The following is a 12,369-nucleotide window of genomic DNA, read 5'->3' as shown; positions in this document are numbered from 1 at the left end:
TTTTTTATTCTAAGGTTCTAAGATGTTGATATTCTACGGTTTTAAGTTTTTTTGACTGAGACTTAAAACGGAGACTGTATACTTGCTTTAATGTTCATCTCCCTGATAAATCCACATGGGTTCTGTTTTTCCTGCTCTTTCAAAACCATTTTTTTTATAGAAGTCAACTGCTTTTCCATCGGCGGTTAGCATTTGCATGTGAAAGTGACTGTATTTCTCCTGCATTTTATCTACAATCATTTTTCCAATTCCTTTTCCCTGATACTCCGGAAGAACCAATAAATGCGGATAATAAACCGTTAAAAATCCATCAGAAATTGCATTCCCAAGTCCTACTAATTTTTCCCCTTCCCAAGCTGTAATTAAGGTTTCTGAATTTGTAAGTGCATTGTATAATTCATTTGGTTTATTGGCAGAACTCCATTCGTTGGCTTTGTATAAAATCAGAATGTCTTCAATGTTGATTTCTTTTGTTTCTGAAAGCGTTATTTCCATAAGGTTCTAAGTTGCTAAGATTCTAAGTGACTAAGGTTTTAAACTGTGACTGTATATTAGCTTTTTATCCAATTTTCTAATATTAATTTTCCCTTCGGAGTCAAAACACTTTCCGGATGAAACTGAACACCTCTTACGTCAAACGTTTTGTGTCTTAATGACATAATTTGACCGTTTTCATCAATTGAAGTCGCTTCAAGAACGTCTGGTAAATTTGCGTCTACAACCCATGAATGGTATCTTCCAACTTCGAATTCGTTGCCTAAACCTTCAAACAAAATTTCATCTGAAACTACTGTTTTGACATTCGTTGCAACGCCATGATACACTTTATCAAGGTTTGAAAGCGTTCCGCCAAAAACTTCACCAATCGCTTGTTGTCCCAAACAAACTCCAAGAATACTTTTTGTTGGAGCATATTTTTCGATTACGGCTTTTAATAATCCCGCTTCATCCGGAATTCCGGGTCCTGGTGAAAGTAGAATTTTATCGAAAGTCGCGATTTCGTCAATCTCAAATTCATCGTTTCTGTAAACGGTAACTTCGCAGTTTAAATCTTCCAGATAATGCACTAAATTATAAGTGAAACTATCGTAATTGTCTATAACTAATATTTTTTTCATGTCTTAATTTTGTTTCAGGTTTCAGGTTTTTTTTGTTTCAAGTTTCAGATTCCAACAACTTGAAACTTGAAACAAAGAAAACCTGAAACTATTTTTACTCTCGAACGTACTTTTCTGTAATAATGCGGTCGATTCCTAATTTTTCTATTTTTTCGACTCCTTTTTGAGTTAGTGTATCATTTTTGATTTTTACTACGAACTCAAATTTCCCATTTTCCCATTGGCGGTTATTGAAATATTCCAGATTTTCAGTGTATACACTATCTTTTAAAGTGTATTTTCCACCTCCGCCAAAGAAGACTGCCGCTGTGGTGTCTTTTCCATTATTTAAATCATGATTGAAAAAAGCAAAATGTGTGTCATTTATAATTTTAATCATTTTTGTTTTTGGATTGAAAGTTGAGAACGTTGAATCTTTTTCTGTTGTTTCAGCTGAGATAAGTCGCCAGGTTCCTTTAATTGGATTCTCTTTTTTTTCCGAATTACAAGCTGTTACGCTAATGATTAAAACTAAAATTAAAATCGCTTTTTTCATGATTATTTATGGTTTTATAGTTTGTTTATTAATTGTTTCGGTTTTTTATCAATCTTGTCTCCAACGGTTGAAACCGTTGGCTATGTTTATATAACATTCTTTTTATTTTGCTTTTAAAATATTGCCCGAGGTTTTAACCTCGGGAGACATATTATTAATCATTCTGTGTCCCAGTCACTGCGACTGAAAACTTAGACTGAAAAACTAAATTTTCTCCGCCATTTCAAGCGCTGTATTCAACGCTCTTAATTTATTATAAACTTCCTGCATTTCGCTTTCTTCGTCAGAACTTGCTACAATTCCCGCTCCGGCCTGACAATGCAATTGATGATTTTTACTAAGGAAAGTTCGAATCATAATCGCGTGATTAAAGTTTCCGTTAAAATCCATGAAACCAATTGCACCTCCGTAGAAATTACGATTTGTTTTTTCGTAATCTTCAATCAATTGCATTGCTCTGTGTTTTGGCGCTCCGCTTAAAGTTCCTGCCGGGAAAGTATCTGCAACAACCTGCATTGTGGTTGCTTTTTCATGTAAATGTCCTGTAACTTTTGAAACCAGGTGAATTACGTGCGAGAAAAACTGAACTTCTCTATATTTCTCAACATTTACATCGTGTCCATTTCTGCTTAAATCATTTCTGGCTAAATCGACCAACATTACATGTTCGCTGTTTTCTTTTTTATCTTCTGATAGTTCTTTGGCCAAAAGTGCGTCACGTTCGTCATTTCCGGTTCTTTTAAAAGTTCCTGCGATTGGGTGAATTTCGGCTTTTCTGTTTTTTACGATAATTTGTGCTTCGGGCGAAGACCCAAATATTTTAAAATCTCCATAATCAAAAAAGAACAAATAAGGAGACGGATTTATACTGCGCAAAGCTCTGTAAACATTGAATTCATCACCTTTAAAACCTTGTGTAAAACGACGGGACAAAACCAATTGAAAAACATCACCACGGAAACAATGTTTCTTCGCTAAAGCCACATTATGTTTAAATTCCTCATCTGTTAAGTTAGAAAAACCTTCACCTTCTTTAGTGAATTTATATGAAGCTATATTTCTGGATTGAAGTAATTGCTCAATTTCCGAAATGTTGTTTCTTCCATCAACGCTATGACAAAAAATGTAAGCTTCATTTTTAAAGTGATTAATGGCAATTATGTTTTGATAAACGGCGTAAAATACATCCGGAATTGAGGTTGCATTGTCTTTTTTAGCAATCGAAACTTTCTCGAAATAACGAACAGCATCATAAGAAATGTATCCAAACAAACCGTTATTGATAAATTTAAAATCATTTTTTTCTGATTGAAACTGACTTGAAAATTCCTGTATTACTTCCGGAATATTAGTCGTTGCATCAATTGAAATTTTTTCTGTAGTTCCGTCAGGAAACGTTTTAGAAATTGTTTCGTTTTCAATTTTAATCGTCGCAATCGGGTTGCAGCAGATGTATGAGAAACTGTTGTCATTTCCATGATAATCACTACTTTCCAATAATAAACTATTAGGAAATTTATCTCTTATTTTAAAATAAATACTTACCGGCGTAATCGTGTCTGCCAGAATTTGTTTGTAGTGTGTGTTGAGTATAAAAGGTTTCAAAGTATGTTGTTTTTAATTTTAATTTATTTCACTTGAGTTTCGACCAAAAAAAAAGGCTTGTCGTGATGACAAGCCTTTTAAATTTATAGTTTTACAATACCATAGGAAGCTTTGTTCACGACGTTTGACGTAAATTCTTCCACCACCAAATATTGTTCATTGTTGTTTTCATATCTTATTTTGATGTCACAAATATATAAATGTAATTTGGATTAGAATACATAAAAATTCAAAAAAAACTTTTCTAAATCTTGAAATTTGTTAAATTTCATTAAAACAGCAGGTTATAAATCCTTAATTTCCAATTGCAATAGTGTTATTTTGGTTTACTCTAAAATCTGGACTTCCTTTGATATTAGGCGTTGTAAATAAGTCAATGTTTCTAATTTTAGTGAAATCCAAAGCAAATTGCGGTTTGCTGTAATAACTTTTAATTCCCGCATCATTACTGCTTGATTCACTTGTAATTTCGCCCTGGCAATTGTTTACAATTACATTTTTGAAGTTGATTTTAGATAAATTGGCATCTCCATTTCCTATATTTCCTTCTAATATAACAAAAGGTGTAAAACCGGATACGATACTATTTGTTAGATTAAAAAATGTATTTTCTTTTATATGAATAGATTCTCTAACCAGTCCCTGATTATTTTCTTCCAGATTAATAAGTGTAATATTTGAGGCGTTTATTTTAGTCAATTTATTGATGTCTGTATTTTCGATTTTATCATAAGAATCAATTTCAAAACATCTTGAACCTGAAATATCTGATGAAAAAGGATGGCGAATAGCAATACTGTTGCTAATATTAATTTGTGCTCCTTGTGTAAAATCAAAATCATCATCAGTAGTTCTGTAAGAAACCAAGTTGCTCATGTCTAAATTTCCTCCATAGCATTCAAATGAATCGTCGTTTGAAAAACTAATTTGTATGTTATTTAAAACCGTCTTTTTTCCAACAGCGGCTAATGAAAGTCCATTAAGTTCTTTTAAAGCACTTAATTTTCTTCCTGAATATTCGATTCTCACATATTTTAAAATTCCGGAATTATCTTCGGCATCCTGACCGCCATAATGATTTAATAAAGGATCAAGATCAAAAGGTAAAGTGTGTAATCCTCCAAGACTATTTATTGGGGCTTTTCCCATAATAATAATTCCACCCCAGTCACCCGGTTTTCTATCCAAAACATCCTTGTTTGATGTAAAAATAATTGGATCGGTTTCTAAACCTTCAGCCATTATTTTACAGCCATTTGTTATTACTAATGTTCCGCAGCTTTTGTCATCTCCGCGAATTACAGTTCCCGGTTCGATAGTTAAAACAGCATTGTTGGTTACATAAACAGTACCCACCAATTGATAAGTGTTTCGTTTGTATAATTTGGTGTCTTTGTCAATCGTTCCAGCAATAATATTGCTAGCTTCATTATATTCTGTGTTGGCCGGTTTAAAATTAGTCCAGTTGTTCATCCAGTTTGTGGTGCCAACAATTCCTCTTTGTTGCTGTGCCTGTAGAAAAAAACTGCTTAGAATACTTAGAATTGCAATGCTGATTTTTGTTTTCATAACTATAATGTGGATTTCTAGTTTTTGATTTTTTAATACTCCAAAATTAAAGGCCGTATGTTAATCAAAACATTGTGCGTTGTTATGAAAGGGTTATTTAAGTGTTAAGAACGTTATTATTATGAAAAGTATAAAAAAGAAACCCCAAAAGCCTAAACTTTTGGGGTTTTCTAAATTTTGAATCAGTAAGTCTAAAATATTAGAATTTTAAAGCTACAGTTAATTCGAAATCGTCATTGATAGTTTTGTCTCCTAAGTTTTCGAAGAAGTTACCAGAGTTGTATTTGATATCATATTTAGTTCTGTCAACTTTAAATGCAGTTGTAGCAGTGTTTCCAGCTACAGTGATGTCAAAAGTTACAGGTTTAGTGATTCCTTTGATAGTTAAATCAGCAGTTACAGTATAAACGTCAGTTGCTTTAGCTCCGATAGTTTTGAAAACTAATTTTGCAGTTGGAAATTTGTCAGTTCCAAAGAAATCGTCAGCTTTTAAGTGACCATTCAATTTTCCTTGGTATTCTCCAGTTAAATCAGTTGCAGTTAAAGAAGTCATATCCACAGTAAAACTACCACCAGTTAATTTTTTTCCTTTGAAAACCAGAGCTCCGTCTTTAAAGTTTACAGTTCCAGAGTGCTCTCCAGTTACTTTTTTACCTACCCATTTTATAGTAGATGCTTTAACGTCGATTTTTTTAGTTTGAGCATTTACTGAAATACTAGCCGCTGCTACGAATAATGCTATTGCAATTGTTTTTAAATTTTTCATTTTGTTAAAATTGATTTTGGATTAATAATAATTATATAGTGATAAATAATTCTTCGTGAGATTTTCTAACTTTTTTGTAATGTTGCGTATCGTCTTCACCATGTCTGTAACCTACAGTAGCAATTACTGAAGCGTTTAAACCTAGTTTGTCAAAACCTAGAATTTTATTAAATTCTGCAGCATTAAAACCTTCCATTGGTGTTGCGTCAATTTTTAATTCAGCAGCAGCACTTAATAAATTTCCTAAAGCGATATAAGTTTGTTTTGCAGTCCAGGTATTTTTTGCATCACTAGGTAAACCAGCAATCATACCTTTCATCATGTCGCCAAAACCAGCCAAAGCATCAGCAGGAACACCTCTTGTTTCGCTAATATTGTTGATGTAATCGTTTACGGCACTATCGCCAACATTTACGTCAGTTGCAAATACAAATAGGTGAGAAGAATCTGTAATTTGAGTTTGACCGTAAGCAACTTCTTTTAATTGTTCTCTTATTTCTGGATTTTCAACAATAACAACTTTGTATGGTTGTAATCCGTATGAAGAAGCACTTAATCTAATTGCCTCTTTTATAGTATTTAAATCTGTAGCAGAGATTTTTTTTGCCGCGTCGTATTTTTTAGTTGCGTATCTCCAGTTTAAATTGTCTAATAATGTACTCATAATATTAATTTTCTTGGGTTCGGTATTTTTCTAATAATTGATTTAATAATTCTAATTCTTCCGGGCTTATATTTCTGGCAAATGAACGCTCGTGTTCATCTACTTTCGGATCTAATTCTTTTAAAACATCTAATCCTTTTTGAGTGATTGATACTTCAATCTTTCTTCTATTGCCAGGACAAACATTTCTTGTAACATAATCTTTCAGTAACAGTTTGTCTACCAGTCTCGTCGTGTTGCTAGTTTTAGCAAGCATTCGTTCCTGGATTACACACATATTAGCAGGATTACCTTTTTGTCCTCTTAATATACGTAGCACATTATATTGTTCTCCGGATAAATCATACGGTTTCATCAACTCGCTGAAATGATCCTGAATCACGTTTTGCGTGTACATGATATTCAGAATAACTTTTTTCGCATTATCCATCTTAACTGTACTTTTAATAACCTCTTCAATTGTCATAGTCGTAAGTGTATAATTTGTATATACAAATGTATAACTTTTAATAGTTGTATATACAAGTGTTGTGTTAATTTTTTGTTAATTCAAATTAACAGCTATTATAACTTTATAAAGTCTATAGAATTAGTATAAAAGTAATGCAAAATTTTGATTAGATGTTCGATTTGCTGATAATAAAATGTTTTCCTATAATTTTATTCTGAAATTGATTTAGGATAGGAGCGTACTAAGCAGGCTTTTTGTCCTTATTAAGAAAGACTTGTTGAAATTCAGGCAGTAAAAAACCTTTAGAAATTTCTTTAAAGTTTAAAATTTCTTTATTGATCCAGGCTTCATTATGTCCTATTTCTTTGGCAAGTATTCTCGCTACTTTTTCAGACGATTCAATTGCAGCTCTGGCATCTAAGAATAATAAGCGAACACGTCTTGCTAAAATATCATCAACAGTTCTGGCCATTTCATGTCGAATAGCCCAAACAACTTCTGCCATTGTAAATTCGTGATCGGGATGTAATTTCTCTTTTAATTCGGGTTCGTTTTCTTGTAATTCAATTATTTTTGGGATATCCGAACCGTAGATATATAAATGATTTTCTCTATCTAAAGCAGAAGTGTCCTTATTTCCATAAATAGGAAGAAACTCCGTATTACAATCCTTTTTAGGAAGTTTGCCTGTCTTGATTGCTTTGTTTATAATGTCCTCAGAAATTTTTCTGTAAGTGGTCCATTTTCCTCCGGTAATTGTAATCAAGCCTGTTTCTGAAACAATAATTTTATGGCTTCTGGAAACTTCTTTGGTACTTTTTCCTTCTTCCTCCGGAGCTGCCAAAGGGCGTAAACCGGCAAAAACAGATAAAACATCTGCTCTGGTTGGTTTTTTTGATAAAAAACGTTGAGCAGTCTGCAATACAAATTCAATTTCACTTTCCAGTGCGATAGGTTCTAAGCTGTGTTTTTTTATTAATGTATCGGTTGTTCCCACAACAATATAATTATGCCAGGGTACAGCAAATAAAACTCTTCCATCGCTTGTTTTAGGAATCATCAAAGCGTGTTCACCCGGTAGAAAAGATTTGTCAAATACAAGATGAATTCCCTGACTTGGAACAATATATTTTTTATAAACCTTGTCATTCAGTTTCATTATAGCATTTGTAAAAACGCCTGTTGCATTAATGATGGCAGCTCCTTTTATTTCGTATCTGTCGCCTGTTTCATGATCGATTGCCAAAACGCCAATAATTTGGTTTTTATCGTCTTTTAATAAGTTTATGACTTTGGAATAATTTAAAAGACACGCTCCTTTTTCAATAGCAGTTTGTGCTAGATTAATGGCTAAACGCGAATCATCAAATTGCCCGTCGTGATAAATAACACCGCTTATCAAGCCTTTTCTTTCAACGGCGGGCAGCATTTCGATTGTTTTTTTCTTTGAGATATATTTTGAACTGCCAAAACTTAAACGTCCTGATAATAAATCATAGATTTTCAATCCGAAAGTATAAAACCAGCCGCCCCACCAATTATAATTTGGAATTACAAAAGATTGGTTTTTGACTAAATGACTTGCATTTTTTGCTAATAAACCTCTTTCTTTTAGTGCTTCTCTTACCAAATGAATATCTCCCTGTTCCAGATAGCGCACACCGCCATGAACAAGTTTGGTACTTCTGCTGGAAGTTCCTTTTGCAAAATCTACAGCTTCAAGCAAAATAGTTTTGTATCCTCTGCTAGCTGCATCAAGAGCTGTTCCCAAACCGCTTGCCCCGCCACCTATTATAATAACGTCCCACTTTTCAGTGTTTTTTAATATTGATAACTGTTCTGAACGTTTCATATTTATGGATTGTTTTGGCGGGTATTATTTTTAACAAACATAACTAAAGAAAATGAAACCAAACCTATTTTTAAAATTTGTCTGTTAATAGATTTAAAAGAGCAACTCAGGAAAAGTTATTAAAAGGCAAACCCGACAGGTTTTAAATCTGTCGGGTTTGATATTTTAATTCGGAAAAAAAATTAATGAGGCAATTTATCTTTTATCAAACCATAAAACCAAGTTCCTAAAATGGCGCTTAGTAAAGTAACTATAATTACAGTTACTCCGGTACCAATTTGAGCAAATAAAGGGCCAGGACAGGCTCCGGTTATTGCCCATCCAAAACCAAACATCAATCCGCCATAAATTTGTCCTTTACTGAAAGTTTTAGGCTGAATTTCTATTTTTTCTCCCTGGATGGTTTTAATATTAAATCTTTTTATGATTTGAACAGAGATTATTCCAACCACAACTGCACTTCCAATTACGCCATACATAAAGAAAGATTGTAATTGAAACATTTCCTGAATACGAAACCAACTAATGATTTCGGCTTTTACGAATACAATTCCGAAAAAGATTCCAACCAAAAGATATTTAAGGTTTCCGAATCCCGAATCTTTCAATTGACTTCCGTTGATTCCTTCTGTATCTGTATTTTTATTTTCTAAATTATTCATTTTTGAAATTTTAAAGTGAAAGAATATCCTAAAGTGCAAGAATATAAGGCAAAATTAAATTTGCCATGATAAAACCACCAATCATAAAACAGATTGTTGCTACTAATGAAGGCCATTGCAAGTTTGAAATTCCCATAATCGCATGGCCGCTCGTACAGCCGCCCGCATAACGCGTCCCGAAACCAACTAAAAATCCACCAACGACAATCATGATAAAGCCACGAAGTGTGAATAAACTTTCCCAGGAAAAAAGTTCCTTTGGTAATAAACCAGAACGGTCAGTGATTCCGTAAGACGCTAATTGTTGGGAAAGCTGTGGTGTAATTTCAACCTGATTTGGATTTGATAGAAAATAAGCTGCTATAATTCCACCAAGAAAAATTCCGAAAACGAAAAATAAATTCCAGCTTTCTTTTTTCCAGTCGTATTTAAAAAAGGAAATATTCGCCGGAATGCAAGCTGCACAAATATGGCGTAGCGAAGAACTAATTCCGAAAGATTTATTTCCGATAATCAACAAAATTGGGACAGTCAACCCAATCAACGGGCCGGCAACATACCAAGGCCAAGGTTCTCTTAAAATTTCTAGTAGGTTCATAGTTTATTTAAAAATTAGATTTTTTTTTACCATATAAGTGATATAAGCAATTATAAGCTGGAGTTTTAATCGCGCTGAACTTATATGAGCTCATATAAGTTACCAGCTTAAAGTTTAAACGCACCGTAATTAAATGAACTTATATAACTTATATGGTGAAAAAATATGTTTATGCTTTCAAAATCTTACTTTGACAAACAAAATCAGATTTTGGAATATTCGTTTTTGCAATTGCTCCAAAACCTCCGTCAATTTCGGTGAAATTTCTAAAACCTCGAGCTTGCAAAATCGAAGCCGCAATCATACTGCGATATCCTCCTGCGCAATGCAAATAAAAATGCTCATTTGGGTTAATGTCTTTTACCCAGTCATTTATGTAAGCAAGTGGTTTACTGTAAGCATCTTCTATGTGTTCTGCTTCGTATTCAGTTTCTTTACGAACATCAATAATTTTATCTTCTTTAATATTGAATTTATCAGCAAATTGCTCAGCCGAAATTCGGTTCACCGTATCCACTTCAAAACCTGCTTTTTGCCAAGCCTCAAAACCACCTTCAAGATGTCCAATAATTGTATCAAAACCTACACGACTTAAACGTGTTACCGTTTCTTCTTCAAGACCATTTTCGGTAACTAATATAATAGGTTGTTTTACATCAGCAACTAAAGTTCCAACCCACGGTGCAAAATCACCATTGATTCCAATATTAATAGATTGCGGAATAAATCCTTTGTAGAAATCAGCACTTTTGCGGGTATCTAAAATCAATGCTCCGGTTTCTTCGGCAACAGCTTCAAATTCTGCTGCTTTAATAGCTTTCATCCCGTTGTGCAAAACCGATTCGAAGCTTTCGTAACCGCCTTTGTTCATCGCCACATTCATACTGAAATAGGCAGGCGGAGGCAATAATCCATCCGTAACTTCTTCAATAAATTCAGCTTCGGTCATATTGGCACGCAAAGCATAATTCGTTGCTTTTTGATTCCCAATTGTCGAAACGGTTTCTTTACTCATATTTTTTCCGCAAGCGCTTCCTGCACCATGCGCCGGATAAACAATTACATCATCGGCCAAAGTCATGATTTTATTTCTTAAAGAATGAAATAAAATCCCGGCTAATTGATCTTGTGTCATTCCAGCAGCTTTTTGAGCCAAATCCGGACGGCCAACATCACCAATAAATAAAGTGTCTCCAGAGAAAATAGCGTGATCTTTTCCGTTTGCATCAATCAATAAATATGTGGTGCTTTCCATCGTATGGCCTGGAGTGTGCAAGGCTTTTATGGTAATATTTCCAACTTTAAATTCCTGCCCGTCTTTTGCAGAAATGCAGTCAAATTCGCAAGCCGCATTTGGCCCATAAACAATTGGTGCCTGAGTTTCTTTACTTAAATCGATATGGCCTGAAACGAAATCAGCGTGAAAATGCGTTTCAAAAATATATTTCAATTTTACCTGATCGCGCTCTAAACGATCCAAATAAGGCTGGATTTCTCTAAGTGGGTCGATAATAGCTGCTTCTCCGTTTGAGGTAATATAATATGCACCTTGTGCTAAACATCCGGTGTAGATTTGTTCTATTTTCATAATATGTGTTGTAAAAATAAGGGAATACAAAGGTAACTTAGTTTTTATTTAAAATGCGTGACTAATGTTACACAAATTTGATTTTTGTGTAAAAACATTTCCGGTTTCACCATATAAGTTATATAAGTAAAATTAAGATAGATTTTAAATCTGTAAAACTTAGGCTGATCTGTTACGTAAAACTAAATTGAACTTATATTACTTATATGGTAGAAAAAAAATCTACGTAATTTTACAGCTTAACAAAATCATTATGAACACAGAAGATTTATTGAATCAAATTGCTTTTATAAAAGAAATTGATAAAGTAAAATATATTCAGCGAAAAACGAAATTGTTCAATAGCGACCGAAATGAAAATGATGCAGAACACAGTTGGCATTTGGCATTAATGACGATTGTTCTGGCTGAACATTCAAATGAACCAATTGATGTTTTGAAAGTAGTAAAAATGGTTTTGATTCATGATATTGTCGAAATTGATTCCGGTGATGTTTTTATATACGATTCTGAAAAAAATCATTGTAATACAGATGAGGAACGATTGGCGGCAAATCGCATTTTTGGTTTATTGCCAAAAAACCAAGCCGAGGAATTAATTGCAATTTGGGAAGAATTTGAAGCTGGTGAAACCAATGAGGCCAAATTTGCAAAAGCAATGGACAGATTAGAACCTTTATTGCAAAACACCTCAAACAACGGAGGAACCTGGAAAGAGTTTGATGTGAAATATGATAAGGTTTACGAAAAAAAAAGCGTTATAAAAGAAGGTTCCGAAATTGTATGGAATTACGCTGAAAGTTTAATAAATGAAAGCGTCGCAAAAGGAATTTTGAAAAAATGATTAAACATAGCCCACGGTTTCAACCGTGGAAAACGTATGATGATTTTGCATGAGTTCCCGCGGTTGAAACCGCGGGCTATGTTTTGTTGAAAAGTTTAACAAATATCAGGTTATAAA

Annotated in this window: 13 protein-coding genes; 1 reads left to right on the top strand and 12 read right to left on the bottom strand. The window is 33.6% G+C overall.

Annotated elements, in window-relative coordinates; all coding sequences use genetic code 11:
• Positions 1-87: 87 nt before the first annotated feature.
• The 12 genes from BUE22_RS12735 to BUE22_RS12680 form a co-directional block, all read right to left on the bottom strand.
• Complete coding sequence (locus BUE22_RS12735) at positions 88-495, bottom strand: GNAT family N-acetyltransferase (RefSeq protein ID WP_073395344.1); 408 nt, start codon at positions 493-495, stop codon at positions 88-90.
• Positions 496-551: 56 nt separating this feature from the next.
• Positions 552-1,118, bottom strand: coding sequence for an anthranilate synthase component II (locus BUE22_RS12730; RefSeq protein ID WP_073395343.1), 567 nt, complete (start codon positions 1,116-1,118; stop codon positions 552-554).
• A gap of 94 nt (positions 1,119-1,212) precedes the next feature.
• On the bottom strand, positions 1,213-1,653 hold the full coding sequence (locus BUE22_RS12725) for a hypothetical protein (protein WP_073395342.1): 441 nt from the start codon (positions 1,651-1,653) through the stop codon (positions 1,213-1,215).
• Between the two features lie 204 nt (positions 1,654-1,857).
• Positions 1,858-3,258: an anthranilate synthase component I family protein gene (locus tag BUE22_RS12720; protein ID WP_042564642.1), complete on the bottom strand. Its 1,401-nt coding sequence runs from the start codon at positions 3,256-3,258 to the stop codon at positions 1,858-1,860.
• A 294-nt stretch (positions 3,259-3,552) separates the two neighbouring features.
• Complete coding sequence (locus tag BUE22_RS12715) at positions 3,553-4,827, bottom strand: hypothetical protein (protein ID WP_073395341.1); 1,275 nt, start codon at positions 4,825-4,827, stop codon at positions 3,553-3,555.
• Between the two features lie 199 nt (positions 4,828-5,026).
• Positions 5,027-5,593, bottom strand: a complete 567-nt coding sequence (locus tag BUE22_RS12710) for a YceI family protein (protein WP_042564641.1) — start codon at positions 5,591-5,593, stop codon at positions 5,027-5,029.
• A gap of 31 nt (positions 5,594-5,624) precedes the next feature.
• Entirely contained in the window at positions 5,625-6,257 is a 633-nt protein-coding gene (locus BUE22_RS12705; protein WP_073395340.1) for an NAD(P)H-dependent oxidoreductase, read from the bottom strand.
• A gap of 4 nt (positions 6,258-6,261) precedes the next feature.
• On the bottom strand, positions 6,262-6,723 hold the full coding sequence (locus BUE22_RS12700) for a MarR family winged helix-turn-helix transcriptional regulator (RefSeq protein WP_073395339.1): 462 nt from the start codon (positions 6,721-6,723) through the stop codon (positions 6,262-6,264).
• 226 nt (positions 6,724-6,949) lie between these two features.
• Positions 6,950-8,560, bottom strand: a complete 1,611-nt coding sequence (locus tag BUE22_RS12695; protein ID WP_073395338.1) for a glycerol-3-phosphate dehydrogenase/oxidase — start codon at positions 8,558-8,560, stop codon at positions 6,950-6,952.
• A 182-nt stretch (positions 8,561-8,742) separates the two neighbouring features.
• Complete coding sequence (locus BUE22_RS12690) at positions 8,743-9,222, bottom strand: DUF6691 family protein (RefSeq protein WP_073395337.1); 480 nt, start codon at positions 9,220-9,222, stop codon at positions 8,743-8,745.
• A gap of 28 nt (positions 9,223-9,250) precedes the next feature.
• On the bottom strand, positions 9,251-9,820 hold the full coding sequence (locus BUE22_RS12685; protein WP_073395336.1) for a YeeE/YedE family protein: 570 nt from the start codon (positions 9,818-9,820) through the stop codon (positions 9,251-9,253).
• Positions 9,821-9,989: 169 nt separating this feature from the next.
• A complete protein-coding gene (locus BUE22_RS12680; protein ID WP_073395335.1) occupies positions 9,990-11,408 on the bottom strand; it encodes an MBL fold metallo-hydrolase in 1,419 nt (472 codons plus the stop codon).
• Between the two features lie 253 nt (positions 11,409-11,661).
• On the opposite strand from BUE22_RS12680, the gene BUE22_RS12675 reads away from it, so the two are divergent.
• Positions 11,662-12,252, top strand: a complete 591-nt coding sequence (locus tag BUE22_RS12675; protein WP_073395334.1) for an HD domain-containing protein — start codon at positions 11,662-11,664, stop codon at positions 12,250-12,252.
• Positions 12,253-12,369 lie beyond the last annotated feature (117 nt).

The organism is Flavobacterium pectinovorum (assembly GCF_900142715.1).
Classification (GTDB): Bacteria; Bacteroidota; Bacteroidia; order Flavobacteriales; family Flavobacteriaceae; genus Flavobacterium; species Flavobacterium pectinovorum.
The sequence above is the reverse complement of the archived record's forward strand: the minus strand, read 5'-3'. Positions and strand labels throughout refer to the sequence as shown.

Coding starts and splice junctions, on each gene's coding strand:
- BUE22_RS12685 (WP_073395336.1), bottom strand. CDS start 9,820: ATGAACCTACTAGAAATTTTAAGAGAACCTTGGCCTTGGTATGTTGCC.
- BUE22_RS12700 (WP_073395339.1), bottom strand. CDS start 6,723: ATGACAATTGAAGAGGTTATTAAAAGTACAGTTAAGATGGATAATGCG.
- BUE22_RS12710 (WP_042564641.1), bottom strand. CDS start 5,593: ATGAAAAATTTAAAAACAATTGCAATAGCATTATTCGTAGCAGCGGCT.
- BUE22_RS12730 (WP_073395343.1), bottom strand. CDS start 1,118: ATGAAAAAAATATTAGTTATAGACAATTACGATAGTTTCACTTATAAT.
- BUE22_RS12690 (WP_073395337.1), bottom strand. CDS start 9,222: ATGAATAATTTAGAAAATAAAAATACAGATACAGAAGGAATCAACGGA.
- BUE22_RS12715 (WP_073395341.1), bottom strand. CDS start 4,827: ATGAAAACAAAAATCAGCATTGCAATTCTAAGTATTCTAAGCAGTTTT.
- BUE22_RS12675 (WP_073395334.1), top strand. CDS start 11,662: ATGAACACAGAAGATTTATTGAATCAAATTGCTTTTATAAAAGAAATT.
- BUE22_RS12705 (WP_073395340.1), bottom strand. CDS start 6,257: ATGAGTACATTATTAGACAATTTAAACTGGAGATACGCAACTAAAAAA.
- BUE22_RS12695 (WP_073395338.1), bottom strand. CDS start 8,560: ATGAAACGTTCAGAACAGTTATCAATATTAAAAAACACTGAAAAGTGG.
- BUE22_RS12680 (WP_073395335.1), bottom strand. CDS start 11,408: ATGAAAATAGAACAAATCTACACCGGATGTTTAGCACAAGGTGCATAT.
- BUE22_RS12735 (WP_073395344.1), bottom strand. CDS start 495: ATGGAAATAACGCTTTCAGAAACAAAAGAAATCAACATTGAAGACATT.
- BUE22_RS12725 (WP_073395342.1), bottom strand. CDS start 1,653: ATGAAAAAAGCGATTTTAATTTTAGTTTTAATCATTAGCGTAACAGCT.